This is a genomic window from Exiguobacterium sp. SH31 (genome assembly GCF_001816105.1).
GTDB lineage: Bacteria > Bacillota > Bacilli > Exiguobacteriales > Exiguobacteriaceae > Exiguobacterium > Exiguobacterium aurantiacum_A.
The window spans coordinates 1-22,115 of record NZ_LYTG01000007.1; the positions used below are offsets into that span (position 1 = coordinate 1).

The 22,115-nt window shown below is 55.1% G+C and carries 21 protein-coding genes and 2 riboswitches; of the genes, 6 read left to right on the forward strand and 15 right to left on the reverse strand.

Going from position 1 to position 22,115, the window contains the following annotated elements; all coding sequences use genetic code 11:
* Positions 1-9: 9 nt before the first annotated feature.
* The 3 genes from A6395_RS01185 to A6395_RS01195 all read right to left on the reverse strand — a co-directional run bounded on the left by A6395_RS01185 (position 10) and on the right by A6395_RS01195 (position 3,600).
* The gene (locus A6395_RS01185) at positions 10-1,149 is read right to left on the reverse strand and encodes a hypothetical protein (RefSeq protein WP_071397539.1); all 1,140 of its coding nucleotides are present in this window, start codon (positions 1,147-1,149) and stop codon (positions 10-12) included.
* Positions 1,146-2,357 (reverse strand): hypothetical protein, encoded by a 1,212-nt coding sequence (locus tag A6395_RS01190; RefSeq protein ID WP_071397540.1) that lies wholly within the window; start codon positions 2,355-2,357, stop codon positions 1,146-1,148. Before A6395_RS01190 ends, A6395_RS01185 begins: the two co-directional genes overlap by 4 nt.
* Before the next feature lie 70 nt (positions 2,358-2,427).
* Positions 2,428-3,600 (reverse strand): MalY/PatB family protein, encoded by a 1,173-nt coding sequence (locus A6395_RS01195; RefSeq protein WP_071397541.1) that lies wholly within the window; start codon positions 3,598-3,600, stop codon positions 2,428-2,430.
* A gap of 117 nt (positions 3,601-3,717) precedes the next feature.
* Here A6395_RS01195 and A6395_RS01200 point away from each other — a divergent pair, with 117 nt between their 5' ends.
* The gene (locus A6395_RS01200; protein WP_071397542.1) at positions 3,718-4,374 is read left to right on the forward strand and encodes a M48 family metallopeptidase; all 657 of its coding nucleotides are present in this window, start codon (positions 3,718-3,720) and stop codon (positions 4,372-4,374) included.
* A 49-nt stretch (positions 4,375-4,423) separates the two neighbouring features.
* Here the strand turns inward: A6395_RS01200 and A6395_RS01205 are convergent, their stop codons facing one another.
* The 5 genes from A6395_RS01205 to A6395_RS01220 form a co-directional block, all read right to left on the reverse strand.
* Positions 4,424-5,329 carry a methyl-accepting chemotaxis protein gene (locus A6395_RS01205; RefSeq protein ID WP_173647365.1) on the reverse strand — a complete coding sequence of 302 codons (906 nt, stop codon included), beginning with the start codon at positions 5,327-5,329 and terminating at the stop codon, positions 4,424-4,426.
* A 368-nt stretch (positions 5,330-5,697) separates the two neighbouring features.
* The gene (locus A6395_RS15845) at positions 5,698-6,105 is read right to left on the reverse strand and encodes a hypothetical protein (RefSeq protein ID WP_159429439.1); all 408 of its coding nucleotides are present in this window, start codon (positions 6,103-6,105) and stop codon (positions 5,698-5,700) included.
* Positions 6,005-6,883, reverse strand: a complete 879-nt coding sequence (locus A6395_RS01210) for a hypothetical protein (protein ID WP_071397543.1) — start codon at positions 6,881-6,883, stop codon at positions 6,005-6,007. The genes A6395_RS15845 and A6395_RS01210 overlap by 101 nt, the downstream gene beginning before the upstream one ends.
* A 9-nt stretch (positions 6,884-6,892) precedes the next feature.
* Positions 6,893-8,194: a hypothetical protein gene (locus A6395_RS01215; protein WP_071397544.1), complete on the reverse strand. Its 1,302-nt coding sequence runs from the start codon at positions 8,192-8,194 to the stop codon at positions 6,893-6,895.
* Between the two features lie 104 nt (positions 8,195-8,298).
* On the reverse strand, positions 8,299-8,682 hold the full coding sequence (locus tag A6395_RS01220) for a DUF302 domain-containing protein (RefSeq protein WP_070327234.1): 384 nt from the start codon (positions 8,680-8,682) through the stop codon (positions 8,299-8,301).
* Positions 8,683-8,856: 174 nt separating this feature from the next.
* Here A6395_RS01220 and A6395_RS01225 point away from each other — a divergent pair, with 174 nt between their 5' ends.
* Positions 8,857-9,252, forward strand: coding sequence for a Spx/MgsR family RNA polymerase-binding regulatory protein (locus A6395_RS01225; RefSeq protein WP_070327923.1), 396 nt, complete (start codon positions 8,857-8,859; stop codon positions 9,250-9,252).
* A gap of 30 nt (positions 9,253-9,282) precedes the next feature.
* Here the strand turns inward: A6395_RS01225 and A6395_RS01230 are convergent, their stop codons facing one another.
* The 5 genes from A6395_RS01230 to A6395_RS01250 all read right to left on the reverse strand — a co-directional run bounded on the left by A6395_RS01230 (position 9,283) and on the right by A6395_RS01250 (position 14,193).
* Positions 9,283-9,945 carry a methionine ABC transporter permease gene (locus tag A6395_RS01230; protein WP_071397545.1) on the reverse strand — a complete coding sequence of 221 codons (663 nt, stop codon included), beginning with the start codon at positions 9,943-9,945 and terminating at the stop codon, positions 9,283-9,285.
* Complete coding sequence (locus tag A6395_RS01235) at positions 9,917-10,951, reverse strand: methionine ABC transporter ATP-binding protein (RefSeq protein ID WP_071397546.1); 1,035 nt, start codon at positions 10,949-10,951, stop codon at positions 9,917-9,919. The genes A6395_RS01230 and A6395_RS01235 overlap by 29 nt, the downstream gene beginning before the upstream one ends.
* Positions 10,952-10,960: 9 nt before the next feature.
* Positions 10,961-11,782, reverse strand: a complete 822-nt coding sequence (locus A6395_RS01240) for a MetQ/NlpA family ABC transporter substrate-binding protein (RefSeq protein WP_131442847.1) — start codon at positions 11,780-11,782, stop codon at positions 10,961-10,963.
* Between the two features lie 77 nt (positions 11,783-11,859).
* A riboswitch (SAM riboswitch) is annotated at positions 11,860-11,963 on the reverse strand.
* 41 nt (positions 11,964-12,004) lie between these two features.
* On the reverse strand, positions 12,005-13,021 hold the full coding sequence (locus A6395_RS01245; RefSeq protein ID WP_071397547.1) for an iron-containing alcohol dehydrogenase family protein: 1,017 nt from the start codon (positions 13,019-13,021) through the stop codon (positions 12,005-12,007).
* On the reverse strand, positions 13,018-14,193 hold the full coding sequence (locus A6395_RS01250) for an aminotransferase class I/II-fold pyridoxal phosphate-dependent enzyme (protein WP_071397548.1): 1,176 nt from the start codon (positions 14,191-14,193) through the stop codon (positions 13,018-13,020). Before A6395_RS01250 ends, A6395_RS01245 begins: the two co-directional genes overlap by 4 nt.
* A gap of 76 nt (positions 14,194-14,269) precedes the next feature.
* Positions 14,270-14,370: riboswitch (SAM riboswitch) on the reverse strand.
* Between the two features lie 177 nt (positions 14,371-14,547).
* Between A6395_RS01250 and A6395_RS01255 the strand changes: the two genes are divergently transcribed.
* The 3 genes from A6395_RS01255 (at position 14,548) to A6395_RS01265 (ending at position 18,786) form a co-directional block, all read left to right on the forward strand.
* Entirely contained in the window at positions 14,548-15,648 is a 1,101-nt protein-coding gene (locus tag A6395_RS01255) for an AI-2E family transporter (RefSeq protein WP_071397549.1), read from the forward strand.
* 258 nt (positions 15,649-15,906) lie between these two features.
* Complete coding sequence (locus tag A6395_RS01260; RefSeq protein WP_071397550.1) at positions 15,907-17,151, forward strand: MDR family MFS transporter; 1,245 nt, start codon at positions 15,907-15,909, stop codon at positions 17,149-17,151.
* Positions 17,152-17,292: 141 nt separating this feature from the next.
* Entirely contained in the window at positions 17,293-18,786 is a 1,494-nt protein-coding gene (locus tag A6395_RS01265; RefSeq protein WP_071397551.1) for a peptide MFS transporter, read from the forward strand.
* A 53-nt stretch (positions 18,787-18,839) separates the two neighbouring features.
* On the opposite strand, the gene A6395_RS01270 is transcribed toward A6395_RS01265, so the two are convergent.
* Positions 18,840-20,135, reverse strand: coding sequence for a glutamine synthetase family protein (locus A6395_RS01270; protein ID WP_071397552.1), 1,296 nt, complete (start codon positions 20,133-20,135; stop codon positions 18,840-18,842).
* Positions 20,136-20,441: 306 nt separating this feature from the next.
* On the opposite strand from A6395_RS01270, the gene A6395_RS01275 reads away from it, so the two are divergent.
* On the forward strand, positions 20,442-21,479 hold the full coding sequence (locus A6395_RS01275; RefSeq protein WP_070327226.1) for an SDR family oxidoreductase: 1,038 nt from the start codon (positions 20,442-20,444) through the stop codon (positions 21,477-21,479).
* Between the two features lie 51 nt (positions 21,480-21,530).
* On the opposite strand, the gene A6395_RS01280 is transcribed toward A6395_RS01275, so the two are convergent.
* Positions 21,531-21,854 (reverse strand): YflT domain-containing protein, encoded by a 324-nt coding sequence (locus tag A6395_RS01280; protein ID WP_035386614.1) that lies wholly within the window; start codon positions 21,852-21,854, stop codon positions 21,531-21,533.
* Positions 21,855-22,115 lie beyond the last annotated feature (261 nt).

The following is a 22,115-nucleotide window of genomic DNA, read 5'->3' on the forward strand; positions in this document are numbered from 1 at the left end:
GCCGTGCTTTTACAGTTGTTTCGTCGACAAGATGACGATCGTCTCGTCGAGTACCGTATAATAGGCGTCTTCGAACGCCTGTCGCTCGTTCGCCTCCAAGTTGAAGATGCTGACCCCGCCGTTGCGCCCATCGGCCGATTCGTGGATGAAGTAGTTCGCGTCGAGCACCCGTTCGAACGGTGCCGTGTCCAAAAATCTCGCCCCGGTCGTCGCATCGATCAACTCGGTATGCTCCATCGATTCTTCGACCTTGATGAAGATGGTCGAACTGACGTCGTCATACGTGAAATCGATCGGCTCATAGGCACCCCAGTCGACGACGGCGAGCTCGTGCAGAACGTCCGGTGCCGCCAGTTCGTACACCGTCTCCTCATTGGCTGCGTCGATGAACGCCGCAAACCGGAGTTTTTTGTCACGCTCCCCGAGATACTGGACCGTGTCCCCCTCCCCTTGCAACCGGATCAAATCATCGAACGGGATCTCGTCCGCTTTCGACCAAACGGCCTCGACCGCTTCGTCGAGCGGACAGATGAGAATCGCTTCGGAATGGTCGATCGGGTCATCGGGTGAGATGCGTCCCGATTCGAGCGCGTCATAGTAATCAAACTCGTCCAACCGTGCGTTACATACGATGTAAGACACGCCTTCGAGCTCCGTCGTGAACAAATACAGTTCACGGAAGCGCCCGGCATGTCCGACGAGCCGCTCGTCACGGATGCGTTCTTCGCGGGACGTCTCGGCGTCGAACAACCACGCTTCGTCTGTCGTGTCATAACTCGTCAAAAAGAGGAAGTAACGGTCGGCGAGCACCCAATATAACGTGCTGTTGCCCCGTTTCTCGAACGTCGTCAACACTTCTTCATCACCTGTACGGTAGTCGAACGCAATCAGTTCCGTGCTCACGACCCCGGTCCGGTCCGGGGTCTCGTTCAAAAAGTAGACACGGTCGGTGCTGATGAACAGTTTTGATAGGCCATAGTCTTCGAAGACGCGGCGATTCATTTGCGTGATGGTGCCATCCGCTTCATCGTACCGAAAGATGGAAAAGCTCGTCTCCCCCGTCTTCTCACGGTAGTACACAGACGACTCAGTGACGGCGATCAAGTCTTCGTGGCTGATTGACATGGCGCGTGCATCGACGATTCTCATAGAGCACCTCTTTCATAAGTGGATTCGATCGGTTCGACTGTGACGATACCGGGAGGACGTTTCGGGAACGAGATCCGAAGATGGGCGTACTCGATGATCGACTGGTGAGAGTCTGTCTTCTCGACCCAGCGGATCCGTTGCTGGTTCGAGAGCGCGTGGCCGATCTTCTCTTCGATTTGAAACTTGGAGATGCCGCGATAAGCGACTTCTTGAATGTAGGTCGACTCATCGGACTCGAACTGCTGCCACACTCCCATGACGAGCTGTCCGAGGGCCGAGACCCGGTTCTCGGGCAAACGGACCGTGCGCAACGTCTGCTCGACTTCTTTCAGACAGACGACCGGGTCGTCGGCGACCGCGAACAACCGCTTCGCCGAGTTGTTCATGACCCGATAACGGCGCTTCCCGCTCTCGAGCCGAAGCACTTGGGCGTACGGTTCGACCGGTACGCCGTGAAAGAACGTGTCCGTCCCGCCCCAGGCGAACCCGAACGACGGGTCAAACTTCCGGATCGTTCGCATGAACGCGAGCATGAAGTCTTCGACTTCCCTGCGCTCGAGCCGGAGCCATTCGGCGAGCGCCAACGGTCCGTGCTGTTTCGAGATCCGGTCGACCGGAAAGAACAGGTCCCCTTCGGCGAGACGGTGGGGGCGCAATTCGACCCCATCGGCCCGGTAGTCGGTCGCTTGACGGCCGCTGCGCCCCGCATAGATGATCCACTCGTCATCCGTGCTCTCGATGGCGTACGCCTGATGCGCCCAAGGAGGTGTCACGTACAGCGCCGGGAACTCCTCATACGTCTCGAGATGCAAGTACGAGCGGTCGTTCCAGATTTGGGCGAGCAATCGGACGATTTCCCCCGTATCCGAGTCTTTCGGGGCGATATAGTTGCCGGTGTTTCCGATATAGGTCAAGACGTGGAAGTCGTAGGCGTGGTAGAGGTGCCGGACGATCCGTTCGAACACCGCTGCGATCATCCGCTCGAACAACGGGTGGTCCTCGCTCCGGTCGACCGTCGTCGCATCGACGGTACACATGAGCCAGCCCATGCGCACATACAGCCGGATGCGGAGCGGATAAGAGATCAACGGCGACGAGGACGCGTGGATCTCCGTCATTCCGATGTTGGCCATATTCTCAACCTCTAGCGTAAACCCGCTACGCCTCAGCTGCTCCTCCATCTTCTTCTTCCAATTGATCGTCTCCATCTGCCTCACTCGCTTTCTGTCGCCACGTCATCTTGACTGACTCGTTCTGAAATTTTTCCCGTTTCTCGTTTCATACAAACGCTTTTCCGTCGGAATGGGTCTTGATCCGTCCGAGCGCCTCGTCAACGATCGTCCGGGATGTACCGAAGTTGAGACGCTCGAACGTCGACGCCGACGCCCCGAAAGGAACACCCGGTGACAAGAAGACCCGCACCTCCTCGTGGAGCCATTTCTTCCGAGCTTCGGGCTCAAGGCCGAGCGCGGCGAAATCGATCCATAACAAGTAACTCGCCTCCGGCATGAAGCACGTCAGCCGGGGTAACTCGGCATTCAGGCGCTCGACGACATAGGTGGCTTGTTCCTCGAGCTCGGCCGTCAGCTGGTCGAGCCATCGTTCCGCCCGGACGTCTGTGTAGGCGGCGATGATGGCCGTATTGGCGAACGGTGTCGGTAGGACGTGGTGTTTGTTTTGGACTTGGATGATCCGTTTGCGCCAGGCGTCATCCGGACAGATGATGTACGACGCGAACAGGCCGGCGATGTTGAACGCCTTCGACGGGGCGCTCACCGTGATGACCCGGTCGTCGAGTCGGTTGATCGCCGTATGATGCTGCGACGGATACGTCAAATCGGCATGGATCTCGTCGGCGACGATGATGACGTCGTACGTTCTCGCCAACTCGACGACGCGCGCGAGCTCGGACTCTGTCCAGACGCGACCGACCGGATTATGCGGTGAACAGAGCAAAAACAGTTTCGCCTGTCGCATTGCGTGTTCGAGGGCGTCAAAATCCATCTCATACTTGCCATCGACTTGTTTGAGCGGGGCGTCACGCACAACGCGTTTCAATCCGGTCACGAGTTCATGGAATGGTGGATAGACCGGTGATTGGATGACGATCCCGTCCCCTTCCTTCGTCAACGCCTCGACGATGTGGGTCAGTCCGGGCACGACCCCGCTCGAGAACAATACATGTTCGGGGGTGACGTCGAGTCCGTGTCTCCGTCCGTACCAAGAGCTGACGGCTTCCTGGGCTTCTTTCGCGAACATCGTATAGCCGAACTCTCCGGTCGCCGCACGCGCCGCGAGCGCTTCCGAGATCGAAGGTGCCGTCCGGATATCGATATCGGCCACCCAGAGCGGCAGTACGTCAGACTTCACATGGAACCAGCGCTCGAGGCCGTCCCATTTCACCGAGTCGGTGCCGACTCGGTCAAGCGGTTGATGTAAGATTGATTTCATAGTGATCCCTCCTGTCCCTACTGTAACAAAAATTGAAGCCACTGGTCGTCAAAAGCGTGGCGGATTTTCGAGACGTCGGCTATAATCGACCGAGAACAGTGTTTGGAGGTGACAACGATGAGCGTAAGTATTATCCGCCATAAACGGCGGAAGAAAGCGGCTTTCTACATAACGGCCGAAGGGATCGAGCTCCGCATCCCGGCCCGGTTGCCGAACCGGGTCGTCGAGACGATCTTAAAACAGCATGCGGACTGGATCGAAGACCGGCTCGCGGCATTACCTAAAGCCCCGTCATTGCCGAACGACCGGCTCCGTTATCGAGGTGAGACCGTGTCGCTCGTGCGCACGAACACCGTTGACGCCTTCGACTACGACGGTACAGCTTTCCGGTGCCCGGACCGGTGGGACGAGTCTAGGATAGGGGCTGCCTACGAGGCGTGGCTCCGCGACGAGGCGCTCACTTATGTCACCGGGCGGGCGCCCCACTATGAACGTCTGCTCGGGGTGAGCGCCGCGCGCATCCGCATCGGCCATCAAAAGACGCGCTGGGGCTCGTGCAGCTCGCGCGGGACGATCTCGATCAACGTCCGGCTCATGCTCGCGCCGGTTGAGGTGATGGACTATGTCATCGCCCATGAATGGACGCATCTCGTCCATTTCGACCATTCCAAATTGTTTTGGTCGACTTTATCCTCTGTTTATCCGGACGTCGATGGTGCGATGGCCTGGTTGAAACAATACGGCCATACGCTCGTCGTCAAAAAAACCAATTGAGCGGACTCGCCACCGACGACGGTGGCGGTTCCTTCAATTGGTTTTTTCGTCAGATCGCCGAAGTGAACTGTTCGGCCGTCCCGTTCAATGACTGGGCCGACTGCTCGATCTTCCCGAAGCGTTCGAGCGTCGCTTCCATGATGTTGACACTCGCATGAATGTCTTCGTTCGATCGTGAGACGCCGTCGACGATCGAGGCGAGCTCTTTGTTCATCCCCTCGGTGTTGGCCCTGACCTCGATGACGGCGCGCTCGACGAGACGAGACAAATTACGGACCTCGGTCGCGACGACGTTGAAGCCGAGGCCGTGTTCACCTGCCCGCGCCGCCTCGATGGCGGCGTTCAGTGACAACAGGTTCGTCTGGGCCGCGATCTCTTTGATCGTGCTGGCGATTTTCGTGATCTCTGCCGCTTGGTCTTGAAGGTTGCCGAGCGTCTTCAAGTTTACCGATGCGTCCGACTCGAGCCGCTCGATCGTCTGCTTCAAATGTAGGCTCTCCTCCATGCCACGGCGGGCCCGGTCATCAAGATTCTCGGCCATATCACGGAACGTGCGGGCGTATCGTTCGATCGTCTGTTGCCGCTCGGTGATGTCCGAGGCGATCTTGACGACACCGATGACGTCATCCCCCTCATAGATTGGCATATACGTCGCCTCGAGCCAAATCGAGTCGCCCCGGGCGTCGACGCGCTCGATCTTGTCGGCCGAGCTGAACCCGTCGAACAACTTGTTCCAAAACGCTTGATAGTCCGTACTGTTGACGAAGCTCGGCGTACAGAACAGATGGTGCTGCATCCCGACCATCTCATCGCGTTTGTATTTCATCGCCTTGGCGAAGGCGTCGTTCACATCGACGACACGGCGCTGGCGGTCAAATCGAATCATCGCCATGTTCGCTTCGATGGCGCGAAGCACGTCTGGTGACGATAGGCTGACATCTCTTGTTTCAATCATTCCGATAATTCCCACCTTTATAATTTGAGTTATTTTAGGACATTTTTCCTTTGTTAGTATAATCGAATTCAAGTGTAACTTGTGACAAAAGTCCTGACTAGCGCCGTTTTTAATAGTAAGTCAATATCTTGAGTTTGAAGTATTTACCAACTTCATCACAGGTTATCAGACAATGAATCGCAAAAAAAGAACTCCTCGTTTACAGGAGTCCCATTCGGACCTTTTCGTGAAACTGATGGTGCTGATCTTGTAAAAAGATTTGCTTCTACATAGTTGTCGATTCTTCGGTCAGTTGCGCGCGTCTGGCGGATTCATCGACACCGCCAATCGTCGCTGCAGCCGAAGTCTCATCAAACCAAACGCTCTGCTTACTCCACTGCACTGGGAAAAAGTTCATGGAATATTTTCGCACCTTCACTCGACAACTTGAACTGTTCGTCCGTGTTCATATCTTTCACAAAGACATCAACTTTCTGCGAACGTTTGTGGTAACTCAACTCGAACTGTTGACCACGATTTCCTTTCAGCAGCGTCAAATACATGTACTCTCCTGCTTCCCCATTCTTGGTCGAAGGTGTCCCCGTCTCGAGCGCCTCGGTCAATCGTTCATAGCCTTGCCCCTCGATGCTGACCGCGTCCGGATAGTAAAACGGGACACTGGGATGGTACGGGTATTTATGGACATAACCGATCGAGACGGCATCGGTATCGGTCGGCTCCGTGATGAATGGATTCGGTTTGAAACGGTTCGAGCGGTTCGAGCGTACCGCCTGCAAGAAGCGTCCGGACATTTAAGTTGTCGACTCCGTCCAGTAATTCGCCATCGTTCAACGAATACTGTCCATAGTGAATCCCGTCATCCGACATTAACATGTATGGTGTCTTCGTCTTCGTGCCATATCCTAGCGCCACATGAGTGTCCTCCATGACCACGTAAGGAGCAAAATCTAAATACGGTGTGAAGACCCCGTCGTCCCCGATTCCAAACTCAATGGACCCGTTGAAACCGGGCAAGATCGTATAAAGACTATCCAAGAATGGACGAATGGTGAGGTCTTGCCCGTAAGGATGGATCGCTTCTTCCCGTGATAACCTTTCCCGAATTTCTTCTGTCCCGCTTACTACGCTAGGTAGCAACGAGATCTCGCGTGCGGTCTCGTCTTTCAAAAACTCCGGTCTTGCATCCAGCTTGACCGCCCGATATCCCTCAACGTGGTCCGACTTACACAGCGCGTAAACGGCATCACCTTCGACGAACGATGTCTCATTGAAGGCGTATGTTTCAGTATCGGGCTCAGTGAAAGGCATTCGGCTTGCAAACGTCACGCCAAGCAAGGATAGATGGTCCTCTTCGATATCGTTGAGTAACTCGCCTTGTTCACAATAGGTCAACATGTCCTTGGCCTTGATTGCCTGCACTTCAAGGTCATGTGTGATGTGCTCTGCCGTCCAATGGGCCTCGACAACATCATATCGGACTACTTCTTGGTCCCGGGCACATCCTGCAGCCAAAACGAATAGCGATAGACAGATTCCTAATCCGAACTTTTTCATCAGTTCACCTCAATTCTTCGGTTTCTTCTTCAAGTCGGGGAAGTAGGACAAGAACGTCTCCGCCCCTTCGCTCGTCAGTTTATACGTTTCCTCAGTAGATTGGTCCGTCACGTAGATATCCAGTTTCTTCGATCGCTGTTTATAAGTCACCTTGAATTCCTGACCTTTGAGCCCGTCGACGATCGTTAGAAGCGGATAGTCGCCCTGATCGCCTACACGTTTCGTCGGCTCGGCGGAATCGATTGCTTGAATCAGATCATCCATCTCGTTGCCGGCCGCACGCAACACAGCGGGATAGGATACTGTCGATTCGTTGTCAAACGGTTCCTGATGGAGATACACGAGCGGCCCGGTCACAATCGGCATATACTCCTCGTTAGGATGTGTCTCGAGCGTCTTTCGTTCATCAGTGGACAACAGCTTTGCGGCACGATATGTGATGCTTGCTGTCTCGGTCACCGCTTCTCCGTCGCGGGTGTAACTGAACTCATATAACGGATAGGTCTTATTCGGCACGAGTTCCGTGTCAAGCGGGAGTCTCTTGACGACGAGGTCGTCATACGTCGGTTCTTCTTTCGTTGGATCATTGATTGTATGTAACGGACTGACCGAAACGTAAAGGTCAGCAAGTAGTAATAACACGTATGGTTTGGCGTCACGCGAATCATAGCCAATGGCTAATTTGACATCTTCTACATCCGCCATCATCGGTTCGAACGCGAACAAAGGGAATTGGCTCGGCCGATCCCCGACGGTCAATTCGATCTCTCCGTGGATCGCAGGAGAAAACGCCATGACCGTATCGGGAAACGGCTCGATTTCATTCCCGGCCTCTGTCAATTCATCAGCATTTTGCACGGCGAGGCGAGCGGCTTCGTCTGCTGGACGGACAGACGGATAGTGCCGAATCGAATGACCCGCAGTCAAATCGACGAACTCCGGGAATGCATCGACCATTTCCACTGAATAATGTGGTGAGGCCATATCCCGACACATCGCATAATTTTCGTCCCCTTGTATGTATGTCACGGCTTTAAATCCATATTCCCAACCCGTGTCCGTCATCGGATGGCGGCTCGCCACGACCGTATCGAACACAGTCAGGTCGCCCTTCAACTCGGTCGTCAAGTCCCCAGTGCAGGCCGCGAGCGTCTCACCGGCCGATTCGAGCACCACTGGTTGTTCTAGTGAGTATTTGCTGACGGTCCAATGGGCGTCGACATACGACAAGTTCACGACGTCTTGTTTCTCTTCACCACACCCGGCCAACAAGCTCGTGGATATTACAAGTAAACCGACTAACTTTTTCAAATTATCCGCCCCTTGAATTTTATTATCTCCAATTTTACCATTATATTACTTTGGAGAGGGTATGAAAAACCCGCCCATGAAATTGGACGGGTGCGATGAATCGATTAGATGCTGTTATCGATGGCGCGTGTCAGTCTCGTCTCGACATCCAGTGCGATGGACTGGAGCGACTCGTCCTCGATCAATTCGATCAGTTTCGTCGGTTTCGGCATGCCGACGTGGGTCGCCCCGTCTTTCGTGAAGACGGCGAGCTTGCACGGCAGGAAGTAGCCGCCCTCACGGTGCGCCGTGATGACTTTCTTGGCCTCTTTCGGGTTGCACACTTCGAGGATACGATAGTCCCCGTCGATGGCTTCACCTTTCTCTTTGAGCGTATCACTCAAGTCGAAATCCCACAGCACGCCGAACGCTTCGTCCTTGAGCGTCGCTTTCAACTTCTCGACCACTGCTTCGACCGACTGATCCGTCTTCACCGTATAATCAAACATGTAAGCCCCTCCTTGTTTGTTGTCTCTCTCGTCATGTACCCGAACTCGCTTGAAACGAATCGTTCCGACGATTTCGAAAAAAGTATATGTGATTTGAAACATATTCTACGCCGAACCCGTATAATCGAGAGACAATAAAGTAATCCAACCTTAGGAAAAGGAGAAGTGGTTGTCGTGACGGTCACCGTATTCACGCATACAAGCTGCAGTTCTTCCCGCAAGACGCTCGATTGGTTACGCGAACAGAATATCCCGTTCATCGAGAAGAAATTGACCGACCAAGGAATGTCGTTCACCGAGTTCAAGGAGATGCTCCGGCTCACCGAAAACGGGACGACCGATCTCTTGTCTGTCCAAAAAAGTGTCTACAAACAAGCGGCCGACCAGCTCGACGAGATGTCGCTCCGCGAACTGTACAGTTTTGTCGCGACGCATCCGCAGATCTTGAAGAGTCCGATCGTCGTCGATGACAACCGGATCCAGATCGGGTTCAGCGAGAAAGAGATCCGGACGTTCATCCCCCGGCATAACCGGATCGCCGACTTGAAACGACTATTAGACAAACAGTAAGAGCGCCGCAAATTTTGCGACGCTCTTTTGTCAGGCTTTCTTTAGCCGGGCCGCCAAGCGGTTGCCGAACGATTGGATCGACTGCACGAGCAGGATCAAGACGAAGATCGTCACGTACATGACTTCCGGCTCGAACCGGAGATGCCCGTACTGATAGGCGATATCTCCGAGTCCGCCCGCACCGACGAGACCCGCCATCGCCGTCGCACCGATCAGACCGATCGTCGCGATCGTCAGACCGAGCACGATCGACGACCGCGCCTCACGGATCAATACGTACCAGATGATCTTACGCGTCGAGATGCCCATCGCCTCGTACGCCTCGACGACGCCGCGATCGACTTCGAGCAGTGCCGACTCCATCAAACGGGCGATGTATGGCGCCGTGAAGACGATGAGCGGCAACAGCACGCCTTGGACGCCGATCGTCGTCCCCATGATGAAACGGGTGAACGGCAAGATGAAGAATAGCAGAATGATGAACGGGATCGAGCGGACGACGTTGATCACGCTCGACAATGCCCCGTAAAAGTAACGGTTCGCGAGCCGTCCATTCGGCCGCGTCAAGACGAGGAGCGTCCCGAGCGGCAAGCCGATCAGTGTCGAGATGACGAGCGCGATGCCGGTCATCGTCAGCGTCTGGATCGTGCCCGTCCAAATCAAGTCACCCCAATTTTCCCAAAACTGCAGCATGGTTCGTCACCTCCTTTACTTTGACGCCGCTCGCTTCAAGGTAGCGGACGGCTTGGTCGGTCTGTGCCCGGTCCCCGTCGAGATGGACGAGCAAGTTGCCGACGAGACCGCCTTTCAGCTTTTTGATCCCGCCCCCGATGATGTTCGGCAGCAGGCCGAACCGTTTCGTCAGCTCGGCGAGGACGGCCTGTTCGGTCTGGTGACCGATGAACGACAAGTTGACGAGCGTCCCGTGCGAGCTCAACACGTCGACGACTTCTTTCGGGACGTCGAGGTTCGCTTTCAAGAAGCGGCGCGTCGTCGGATGCTGCGGGTCCGAGAAGACGTCGAGGACGTCGCCTTCTTCGACGATCTTGCCGGCGTCGATGACGGCGACCCGGTCACAGATGCGCTCGATGACTTCCATCTCATGGGTGATCAAGAAAATCGTCAGACCGAGCTCGCGGTTGATCTCGAGCAACAGATCGAGGATCGACTCGGTCGTCTCCGGGTCGAGCGCGCTCGTCGCCTCGTCACTGAGCAGGATGTCCGGCTCGTGCGCCAAGGCCCGGGCGATGGCGACGCGCTGTTTCTGGCCGCCGGAGAGTTGCTCCGGGTAATGTTTACGGTGATCGGTCAGTCCGACGATATTGAGATACTTGTCGACCCGCTCGCTGATCGAGCGTTTATCGAGTCCTTCTAGGCGGAGCGGGATGGCGACGTTGTCTTCGACGGTCGCCGTCTTCAGCAGGTTATAGTGCTGGAAGATCATCCCGATGCGGTGACGGAGCTTTGATAACCCTTTTTTGTCGAGCGTCGTGATGTCTTGTCCCTCGATCTCGACTTGACCTGACGTCGGCCGTTCGAGCAGATTGATCATGCGGATTAGCGTGCTCTTGCCGGCGCCGCTCCGTCCGATGATGCCGAAGATCTCACCTTTTTCAATCGTCAGCGAGACGTCGTCGAGTGCCGTGACGGTCCCTTTGTTCACCGTGAACGTTTTTGAGATCTGTTTGAGTGCGATCATAGTGCCTCCTTAAAACGCCGGGACGATCGAGCCGTCGAACGTCTCTTCGATGAACGTCCGGACCTCGTCCGAGTGGTAGTAAGATTTGAGTGTCTCGACGACTTCATCGTCTTTGTTGTCGGTACGGACGACGACGTAGTTCGGGTACGGGTTGTCGACCGTGTCTTCATGGAACAACGCGTCCTCATTGATCGATAGGCCGGCACCCATCGCGAAGTTCGTGTTGATGGCCGCGAGCGCGACTTCCGGGAGCTGGGTCGGGAGCTGTGACGCCTCGAGCTCGATGAATTCGAGGTTGAGCGGGTTCTCGGCGATGTCACGTTTCGTCGCCTTGTCCGTCAATCCTTCTTTCAAGGTGATGAGTCCGGCCGTCTCATACAGGCGCAGCGCCCGAAGTTCGTTCGCCGGGTCGTTCGGGACGGCGACTTTATCGCCCTCCTTCAACTCCTTGATGTCCGTCAGCTTGTCCGAATAGAGCCCCATCGGGAAAGCGACCGTCTTGAACACGTCGTCGATCTTATAGCCTTTGTCCGCCTTCTGCAGCTCGAGGAACGACAGCGTCTGGTAACTGTTCACGTCGAGACTGCCTTCGTCGAGTGCGGTGTTCGGCGTGTTGTAGTCGTTGAACACCTTGATGTCGAGCTCGAGGCCATCCTCGGCCGCGAGTTCTTTTACTTTCTCGGCGATCTGCTGGTGCGGCCCACCCGTCACGCCGATCGTGAGGGCTTCTGTGCTGAGCGATTCGCTCGCGTCCGATTGGCCGCACGCCGACAAGGCGATGGCCGCGAGTAGAGATGTTCCTGCGAGTACTGTTTTCTGTTTGATGTTCATGAATGATTCCTCCTCCAAAATAAAAGCCCGCTACTCATAAAGAGTGGCGGGCACGACAAGTCAAAGACAGTCGGACACGCTCATCTCCCAGACGTTTCGTCTGTTGGAATTAGCACCATGATCATTACGATCTGGTTGCCGGGTTTCATAGGGCCAGTCCCTCCACCACTCTTGATAAGCTATCGGTCTTATTTAATTGTTATCATCTTACTTTTAATTCTTTTATTTGTAAACAGAAAATACTAAATTTTCAAAAATTATTTTCAAATAGTCAATATCGAGCGTTACGGGTGAACGTTGCAACTCGGTCTCGACCCGGACCGCGTCGACCAGTTGCGGTATGTCGGCCGGCACGAGTCCGAGCGTCTCAAGTGACGTCGGCGCGCCGATCCTGGCGAGCCACGCCTCTAAATATGGGGCGTCAGACGAGCCACGCAACCGTTCTTGGACAAGGAGGCCGAATCCGACCTTGTCGCCATGTAAGAACGGGTGGGTCGACTCGAAGCGGCTGAGCGCGTTGTGAACGGCGTGGGCGACGGCAACGCGTGTCCCGGCGTCCCCGAAACCACCGACGGCGCCGCCGACGGCGAGGATGTGATCGACCGCGAACCGGGTCTCTGGCCCATACGCGGTGAAACTGGACTCACTCAAGTCGAGTTCGACGAGCCGGCCGCATTGCTCGGCCAAGGCGAGACCGGTGTTGACGCCGGCGTCAGGCGAACTGTCGCCGCTCAAATAGCGGGCCTCGTAAAACTTGGCGACCGTGTCGATGACGCCAGCCCGGAAGTAGTCGTACGGCGAGTCGGTCACGACCCTTGCGTCGACGATGACCCGCTCGATGACGACGCGGAACACGTCGTAGCGGACGTATGCCCCTTGCTCGTCATAGATGACGCTGAGCGGCGTGAAGGCGGCACAGTTCGAGGCGAGCGTCGGGATGACGATCAGCGGGACACCTTGCCGGTAAGCGACGAGTTTCGCCGTGTCGACGAGCTTACCCCCACCGATGGCAATGAGGACGTCCACATTTTTCAAACGGAGCCGTTCGACCTCAGCGTCCGTGCATTCGCCGCCGAACAGCGATGTCGGATAGGCAGTGATCGCTGGCAGGACGCGCTTGACGACGTCAAAACCGTTCTGTCCGCGCAGCACGTGAGCACGACGGCCATCGATCAATTCATCGAGCCGCTCGAGCGCGTCATCCGCATGGTCGTACTCGAGCACGGCTTGGCGGATCATGCCCGGACCTCTTCATACGTCGCAAACAGTTTCTCGATCCGCTCGACGGCCTCGTCGATCTTCGGCTCGGCGGAGACGAGCCCGAACCGGACGTACCGCTCGCCTTCTGAGCCGAAGAAATAGCCCGGCGTCACGGCGACCCCTGCCTCGTGGAGCAGCTTATGGGAGAACGATTTGGCGTCCCCGTCCGGCACTTTCGCCCAGACGAAGAACGAGCCACTCGGGGCCGTGATGTCCCATCCGGCCTGACGTAACCCGTCGACGAGCCGGTCGCGGCGGGCCTCATACAACCGTGACAAGTCGTCCCGGAGCGAACGCGGTGACTCGAGCGCGGCGATGGCCGCCTCTTGGATGGCCGAGAACACGCTCACATGGACGTGGTCCTGGTACGTGTTGATCGCCTCGATGATGTCGCGGTTGCCGACGGCGAAAGCGACCCGCCAGCCGGACATGTTGAACGCCTTCGACATCGTATACACCTCGATGCCGATGTCTTTCGCACCCGGCGCCTGCAGGAAGCTCGGCGGGACGTGACCGTCGAAACCGATGCTGCCGTAGGCGAAGTCGTGGACGACCATGAGGTCATGCTTATTCGCGAACCGGACCGTGTCGTCAAAGAACGCGGGCGACGCGACGGCGCCGGTCGGATTGCTCGGGTAGTTCAAATACATGAGTCGCGCCCCCTGCGGATCGAGCGTCTCGTAATCAGGAAGATAGCCGTTCTCTTCCCGGAGGACGAGGTCGTGGACGACCGCTCCGGCGAGACGTGCCCCCGAGATGTAGTCCGGATAGCCCGGGTTCGGTAGCAACATGCCGTCACCTGGTTCGAGAACACATTGCGGGAGCGTGATGAGTCCCGACTTGCTGCCGATCAAGATGGCCACTTCGGTCTCGGCATCGAGCGCGACGCCGTATTCGGTCTGGTAGAATGTCGCGACCGCTTGCTTCAGGCGCGTCTGTCCCCGGAACGGTCCGTATTGGTGCGTCGCCGGGTCGAGCAGGGCCGTCTGCAGCGCCTCGCAGATCGAGGCCGGTGTCGGCAAGTCGGGCGTCCCTTGGCCGAGCCGGATGACGTCGCGGCCTGAACGCTCGAGTGCGGCGACTTCGGCGGCGAGTCCGACGAAATGCTGGGGTGGTAACGTTTTAAGTAACTTCGAGCGTCTGTCTGTCATGAATAGTCCTCCTATGCAAAAACACCCCTTTCCGAGGAAAGGGGTGTCGAGATACGGACGTATTCAAACAACCACCTTTCCATCTCTCAAGGTCACCTTGCTGGAATTAGCACAGTATTGAAACAATCTGTTGCTGAAGCTTCATCGGGCCAGTCCCTCCGCTTCTCTTGATAGAAAGTGTTTTTATATGCAATTGATAATTTCTGTAATATGTCATTTAGTAAACCAAACGTTACCAACCTTGTCAATCCTTATTTCAAAAATTCCTTACCGCTATTGAATCCCGGTAAAAAAACGTTCATAGTAAAAGGTGAACGTTATTCTGCAAAATTTACAGCATGAGGGGATAGACCATTGGAACTAAACCGTCAGTTAATATGGAAGTTGAGCGTGATCGGACTGATCCTGCTCGTCCTATGGAAAGTCATCAGCGAGCCGGACACGATTTCTCGGGTCCTGCAGTATGCGTTTCAGCTGTTGACGCCGATCATAATGGGGATTGCCATCGCGCTGCTCCTCAACACCGTCCTATCCTATATAGAAGAGCGGTTCCACTTGAAGCGTTATCAAGGCTTGTTGATCGTCTACGTCACGTTCATTGGGATCCTCGTCGTGTCAGCGGTGACGCTGTTCCCACGCATCTATTCGAGTGTCGCCTCTCTCATCGAGGAGCTCCCGTTTTACATTCGCCAAATCGACGGCTTTCTCGGGCAGCTGAAAACGTATGTCGAGGAGTATAATGCGACGATTGCCCAGGCCATCGACTTCAATCGGTTCGAGGAACGGTATTCCGGATGGGTCGAGACGGCCGTCGTGTCTTCGGTCGGTTACGTATCGAGCTTCACGATGACGTTGATCAACTTGCTGATCGGGATCGTCATCTCGATCTACTTGTTGAAAGACAAGGAAGTGTTCGCCCGGATGTTCAAGCGTCTGCTGTATGCGATGTTCCCGGTCGCTTCGGCGAAGACGACGATCGACATCTTCCAAGAGATGGACTATATCTTTAAACGCTACATCATCGGAAAGTCGCTCGACTGTCTCATCATCGGCGTGATGGCTGTCATCGGGCTCTTGATCATCGGTGCACCTTACGCGCTCTTGCTCGGTGTCATCATCGGGGTGCTGAACTTCATCCCATACGTCGGACCGCTCTTAGGGATGATCCCGGCGTTCATCATCACCTACTTCTACGACCCGTTCACGGCCCTGCTCGTCTTGTTGTTCATTTTCTTGCTGCAACAGTTCGACGGACTTTGGCTCGGGCCGAAAATTCTCGGCGACAGCGTCGGGATCACCCCGTTCTGGGTCATCACATCGATCATCATCGGGGGGAGCCTGTTCGGCCTCGTCGGGATGTTCATCAGCGTACCCGTGACCGCGATGATTCAAGTCGTCTTGTCCCGGTTGATCGATTATCGGCTCACCCGAAAGAATTTAAATGAACTGTTATGACGCAAGTCAAAATATGTTGACACATTTCAATAATCTGTCATACAGTTGAAAAGAAGAGTAAACTTACAGAAAGGAGGACCCGCCATGTCAGTCATGACGCAGCCACATCGTATCCAATTTCATACTGACAGGTCGGGGTCTTCCGTTTCATGAACTGTAGTCACCCGCCTGTCTTCCGAGGCGTACATAAGCAAGTAGGGACGAGTATGCCTCCGTGCATCCTTCGTCCCTTTTATTTTGTAGAAGCAGGTGAAACGCATGATTCAATCACTCAAACGGCTCGACCGTAACATTTGGATTCGCTTCCTCGGCGAGACGATCACCGGTGTCATGATGTTCATGATCGCCCCGTTCCTCGTCCTCTATTACAGCGACAAGCTCGACAGCTACGTCCAAGTCGGCGTCATCTTGGCGACCGGACCGATCATGGCGCTCATCGGCTCGGTCGTCGGCGGACGTCTCGCCGACTTATACGGTCGAAAACCGGTCATGATGACCGCCATCCTCGGTGATGCGGTCGCGCTCATCGGTTTCGCTTTCGCGGAAACGTTTTGGCCGCTGCTCCTTTTGAACGCCATGCTCGGTTTGACGAACTCGCTGTTCCACCCGGCCGCGAGCGCGATGGTCGCCGACGTGACCGAGCCGGAACAGATGAACGAGGCGTTCGGTCTCTTACGGATGGGACATAATATCGGCGCGGCGTTCGGTCCCCTGCTCGGGAGTGCCGTCTTGTTCATCGACCGACAGTACATCTTCTTCACGGCAGCGTTCGTATTCGCCCTGTATGCGCTCGTTCTCGGACGTTTCATCCGGGAGTCGCTTCCTGAGACGACCGGGCAGGAGACACCGTCGAACCGTGACGTCTTACGCGTCTTTTACAACGACAAAGTCTTTCTCGTCTTCATCTTCGCCGGCGTCTTCATCTCGATGGGCTTCTCGCTGATCGAGAGCATGTTGCCGCTGTTCTTGAAAGAGTCGATGCCATCGTTCACCGACCGTGAGAACCCGTTCGCCTATCTGCTCGCCTTGAACGGCATCATGGTCGTCTTGTTCCAATTCCCGATCGCCTCAAAACTCGGGCGCAAACCGTTCGGCAACGTCATGCTGGTCGGGGCGACGATTTTCGGGATCGGGATGATGTTGATCGCGATCGTGCCGCGGCTCCTCTATACGCTCGGCACCCCGTACCTCGCCCTCGTCTTTATCCTGCTTGCCGTATACGCGTTCTATACGCTCGGCGAGATGATCATGTCGCCCGTCCAACAGACGTTCATCGCCATGATCGCCCCCGAGAACATGCGCGGTGCCTATAACGGGGCCGCCAGCATCCAATGGTTGATCGGTGGTGTGACCGCGCCGCTCATGGCCAGCCTGTTCCTCGACCAACGTGCGGGGCACATCGCCCTCATCCTCGTCGGGGCGGCGAGTTGTCTGTCGGGTCTCATCTATTGGCGTCTCGGAAGATACGTCAGCGCGGAAGAAGCCAAACAAAAGACCGCTTAGTTCATCAATCCACCTAAACAACTTGGTTTAGGTGGATTTTAGTTTCGTTTCAAATCTGTTAAAATTTGAACTTCACCTTTATTTTTCCTTTACAAACATAATGATTCTTCTTATGATAATACGGTCAAGGAGGGATCTTTCATGGAAAGGATCGATAAACAGAAAATTGTGGACAGTGTGCCACAAAAAGGATTTTTCGGACAGCCGAAAGGCTTGTTCACGTTGTTCTTCACTGAATTTTGGGAGCGCTTCTCGTATTACGGGATGCGGGCCATCCTCGTCTTCTACATGTATTACGAGGTATCGGAAGGCGGTCTCGGTCTCGACCAGAACGTCGCCCTGTCAATCATGTCCGTGTACGGCGCGCTCGTCTACATGTCAGGAGTCATCGGGGGATGGCTCGCCGACCGCGTCTTCGGGACGTCCCGGGCCGTATTTTTCGGTGGTGTGTTCATCATGCTCGGTCATATCGTCTTGTCGATCCCAGGCAGTCTCACGTTCTTGTTCATTTCAATGGGATTGATCGTCATCGGTACGGGTCTGTTGAAACCGAACGTCTCAAGCATCGTCGGTGACTTGTATCACGAGACGGACCGTCGCCGTGACGCCGGGTTCAGTATCTTCTACATGGGGATCAACCTCGGGGCCTTCATCTCGCCTTTAATCGTCGGCGGTGTTCAAAAGAGCTACGGCTTCCACTGGGGCTTCGCTCTCGCCGCGGTCGGGATGTTCATCGGTCTCGTCGTCTTCCTCCTCACGAAAAAGGGCAATCTTGGCCTCGCCGGGTCTTACGTGCCGAACCCGTTGACGGCGTCTGAAAAGAAGAATGCGATCAAATACACAACATTGGCCGTCATCCTTATCGGTGGTCTGCTCGCGATTTTGATCCCGCAAGGCTTGTTCACGATCAACACGTTCATCGGACTCGTCGGTGTGTTCGGGATCGCCATCCCGACGATCTACTTCATCGTCATGTACCGAAGCCCGAAAACGACAGAAGTCGAGCGATCACGCATCATCGCCTATATCCCGCTCTTCATCGCCTCGGTCATGTTCTGGGCGATTCAAGAACAGGGCGCGACGATTTTGGCAAGCTATGCCGATAAGCGGACCGATCTTGAATTTTTAGGATTCACGCTGTCACCGGCCTGGTTCCAGTCGTTGAATCCGTTGTTCATCATCATGCTCGCTCCCGTGTTCGCGTGGCTATGGGTGCGGCTCGGTGATCGTGAGCCGAGCATCCCGACGAAGTTCGCTTTCGGGATCTTGTTCGCCGGTTTGAGCTTCCTCGTGATCTTGCTGCCGGCCTACTTCGGTGGACCGGACACGCTCGTCAACCCGCTCTGGCTCGTCCTCAGTTACTTCATCATCGTCCTCGGTGAGCTCAGTCTGTCTCCGGTCGGTCTGTCGGCGACGACGAAACTCGCCCCGGCCGCCTTCTCGGCCCAGACGATGTCGCTGTGGTTCTTGTCGAACGCGGCGGCACAAGGGATCAACGCCCAGCTCGTCCGGTTCTACTCGCCAGAGAACGAGATGCTCTACTTCGGGATCATCGGCGGAGTGGCGATCGTGCTCAGCATGATCTTGTTCGCGCTGGCCCCGGTCATCAAAAAGTATATGCGCGGTATCCATTAAGTCAAAAAAACGCCATTCCTCGCGCGAGGAATGGCGTTTTATTATTTATCGGATTACTTACGGACTTGGATGAGCGACAAGTAACGGTCGATCATGTCGTGGTTGAAGTAGTCGTGGAAACGGTCTTGCTTCAATGCTTGGATCGACTCATGGAACGTCGCCGGGAGCGACGAGATGCCTTGGCTCTCGATCTGTTTCGCCGAGTACTCGAACAAGTCGTCCTCGTTCGGTGCCGACGGCTCAATCTTGTGCTCGATCCCTTCAAGACCGGCGTAGATGAGCGCCGCAAGTGCCAAGTACGGGTTCGCGCTCGGGTCTGGGTTACGGACCTCGACGCGTGTCGCGCTGCCGCGTGAAGCTGGGATGCGGATCATCGAGCTACGGTTCGACGGGCTCCAACAAATGTTGACCGGTGCCTCGAACCCTGGGACGAGGCGCTCATATGATTCCGGGAGCGGGTTCGTGAAGATGGCCGTCGCCCGGGCATGCTTCAAGATCCCTTCGATGAAGTGGCGGGCCGTGAGCGAGAGACCGTAGTCAGACTCCGGCTCTTCAAAGGCGTTATCGACCGGGTTGCCGTCTTTGTCGTTGTTCCAGACCGAGATGTTCAAGTGCATCCCTGATCCGTTGACGTCACGGAGCGGTTTTGGCAAGAACGATACTTTAGCCCCTTTTTCCTGTGCCGCGAGCTGGACGACTTCCTTGAAGAACTGGATGTTGTCCGCCGTGTGCAAGGCGGTGTCGTACTTGATACCGATCTCGTGTTGGGCCGGTGCGACCTCGTGGTGGACCGCTTCGATGTTGAAGCCGACCTCGCTCAAGCGGTTGGCGATATGTTGACGTACTTCGTAGCCTTTATCTTCTGAACGTGTCGAGAAGTAACCGGCCTCGTCATAAAACTCGCCGTTTTCGTCAAAGATGAAGAATTCTGGTTCGGCCCCTACGAAGATGGAGTAACCGTCACGGGCAGCACGCTCTAACGCGTCTTTCAACACGTTGCGCGGGTCGAACTCGTAACGTTCGCCGTCTGGTGTGCAGACGTCACAGAAGAAAGCGAGTATGCTCTCGTCACCGTCTTGTTCGTAGCGTGGTCGATCTAAATCCGGTCTCAAGAATAGGTCTGAGTTTTTGATAGAAGAAAAACCGGCGATTGACGAGCCGTCGAACATCGTCTTCCCTTCAAAAACTTCCGGCAACAGCTTTGCAGAAAGAGTCAACAGCTTCAAGTCTCCGATCACGTCAGAGAAATACATGTGGATTTGCGTAATCCCTTTCTCTTGGACCGTTTTTTCAATCTCTTCTTGCTTCTTCCTATTGCCGTCCTTATCAGTTCCGAATAGATTTGCCATGATTCTTAAAAACCTCACTTAATTTATTTGACAGGTCATCACTGTCATGACGTACCATACGTACGCTTCTCCTTAAGTCATAACCTACTTTTTAAAAAGTTAAACCCCTATTCTTTCGATTTTAGCGTCTTGACATCGATGAGCACGCTCCTCGGGAAGGAAGAGCGCTGTCCTGCTCGCGCGTTTGTTTTACTCGCGGCGGACCGCGTAGACCGTTGATGCTGCTATAAAAATCTGAGTTCGAAGTGGCTCATTCTCGTAACGCTTGGTATGATGGGTAGAGACTGAACAGAGAGGAAGAACGCTGTGAATATTTTTATGACCGGTGCGACCGGATTTTTAGGAGGGCGGCTCGCCCGCGAACTGATTGCCCGAGGACATCGACTTTGCGTCTTGGCCCGAACGCCACAGAAAGTGACGGCGATGTTTACGAAGAGTGAACTTCGTTCGATCGACGTGCTCGCCGGTGATTTGACGGCTCCGCTCCTTGGAGCGGACGAGGCGTTTATCCAATCAAACGTTGATCAATTCGATTTGGTGCTCCACATGGCGGCGCTCGTCAAATTCGACGAAGAATTGCGCGAGGAGCTGTTCGATACGAACTTGACGGGGACGAGACAGGCCCTCGCTTTGACGAAGGCGTTGCACTGCCCCCGCTTCTTCCATGTCAGTACGGCCTACACGCTCGGGGCTCGTGAAGCAGGCGATGAGACGCTATATGCGACGGACCAGCCGTTCCATAATCCGTATGAGGAGAGCAAGGCCCATGCCGAACGCGAAGTCTGGGCGGCCCGACACGACCTCGCCGTCTCCATTTTCCGGCCGGCCATCATCGTCGGCGACTCGAAAACCGGGGAAGCCGACTCGAAGTTCACAATGTACGGTTACATGCGCGCCCTCGAGGTGTTCAAGCGCCGCCTCGAGCGTCGAGGTGCCCCGGCCGAACCGATCCGTCTGCTCGGCTCGGAGACCGGTACGTCTAACCTCGTCCCGGTCGATTACGTGGCCGATGTGTTGCTCGCCGCCATCGAGCACGCCCGCCCGAACACGATTTACAACGTGACGAACGATGCCCCGCCCCGGAACGAGACGATGCTCGAGTACATGAAGCAGGCGCTCGCGTTCCCGCATCTCAAGATCACCGAGACTCAATCCTCAAAGCTCAGCAACGTTGAGCACACGTTCAATGAGATGGTGAAAGTGTTCAATCCTTATTTGAATCGTAATATCGTCTTCAATGATCAAAATACGAAGCAACTTTTGGCCGATGCCGGCTATAAGCCGCTTGATTTGGATGAACGGTCGCTCCGCCGGATCGTCGATGCCTACTACGATACGAAGTGACATCAAAAAACGGACCTGACAAATTTGTCAGGTCCGTTTTAAAATGGTCATTCAACTTTTGTCGCAAACGAGAACGATTTTACCGTCCTGAATCTCACTTTCAAGTGATTCGACCATCTGCTTCGTCAGCCCGAGGCTCTCGAGTTGGTCAAGGCGGTCATCCGAGTTTTTCGTGAATTTTGACACGAGTGATTCCCACATGCCTTTTTCGGTGATGCGGTAAGGCTGGACACCCGCTTCGGCAGCGAGTCGAATCGTCAATTCTTCATCTTTGGCAAATAAGTAAATGCTCTCATTGACGCATCCGCCCGACACCATCCCGTTCACTTCATGGTCGACCGAAGTCATATCTGGCACAATTCTCGTTTCTAACATCTTTCATCCTCCTAAACGTTCGCTTTCTAAAATCGAATAATATACTATTCCCGAAAAGTGAGTCATAAAACCCGATTGGACGAATCGTTTTATTAACAAGAGGTCAATGTATCGTGTAAGACCAACCCTCGATCTCGAAGTGGTCGACAAGCCCTTGGATGCGCTGTCGCTCCTCGGCTTCGGTCTCCACCCCTTCCCGTCCGACTTTCAGACTGAACAGTTCTGATTGCGAACTGAGCTTCGAGACTTTGTAACCGGCCT

Coding starts and splice junctions, on each gene's coding strand:
- A6395_RS01220 (WP_070327234.1), bottom strand. CDS start 8,682: ATGTTTGATTATACGGTGAAGACGGATCAGTCGGTCGAAGCAGTGGTC.
- A6395_RS01185 (WP_071397539.1), bottom strand. CDS start 1,149: ATGAGAATCGTCGATGCACGCGCCATGTCAATCAGCCACGAAGACTTG.
- A6395_RS01200 (WP_071397542.1), top strand. CDS start 3,718: ATGAGCGTAAGTATTATCCGCCATAAACGGCGGAAGAAAGCGGCTTTC.
- A6395_RS01195 (WP_071397541.1), bottom strand. CDS start 3,600: ATGAAATCAATCTTACATCAACCGCTTGACCGAGTCGGCACCGACTCG.
- A6395_RS01265 (WP_071397551.1), top strand. CDS start 17,293: ATGGAAAGGATCGATAAACAGAAAATTGTGGACAGTGTGCCACAAAAA.
- A6395_RS01240 (WP_131442847.1), bottom strand. CDS start 11,782: ATGAACATCAAACAGAAAACAGTACTCGCAGGAACATCTCTACTCGCG.
- A6395_RS01245 (WP_071397547.1), bottom strand. CDS start 13,021: ATGATCCGCCAAGCCGTGCTCGAGTACGACCATGCGGATGACGCGCTC.
- A6395_RS01260 (WP_071397550.1), top strand. CDS start 15,907: ATGATTCAATCACTCAAACGGCTCGACCGTAACATTTGGATTCGCTTC.
- A6395_RS01230 (WP_071397545.1), bottom strand. CDS start 9,945: ATGCTGCAGTTTTGGGAAAATTGGGGTGACTTGATTTGGACGGGCACG.
- A6395_RS01205 (WP_173647365.1), bottom strand. CDS start 5,329: ATGATTGAAACAAGAGATGTCAGCCTATCGTCACCAGACGTGCTTCGC.
- A6395_RS01190 (WP_071397540.1), bottom strand. CDS start 2,357: ATGGAGACGATCAATTGGAAGAAGAAGATGGAGGAGCAGCTGAGGCGT.
- A6395_RS01280 (WP_035386614.1), bottom strand. CDS start 21,854: ATGTTAGAAACGAGAATTGTGCCAGATATGACTTCGGTCGACCATGAA.
- A6395_RS01270 (WP_071397552.1), bottom strand. CDS start 20,135: ATGGCAAATCTATTCGGAACTGATAAGGACGGCAATAGGAAGAAGCAA.
- A6395_RS01235 (WP_071397546.1), bottom strand. CDS start 10,951: ATGATCGCACTCAAACAGATCTCAAAAACGTTCACGGTGAACAAAGGG.
- A6395_RS01210 (WP_071397543.1), bottom strand. CDS start 6,883: ATGAAAAAGTTCGGATTAGGAATCTGTCTATCGCTATTCGTTTTGGCT.
- A6395_RS01250 (WP_071397548.1), bottom strand. CDS start 14,193: ATGACAGACAGACGCTCGAAGTTACTTAAAACGTTACCACCCCAGCAT.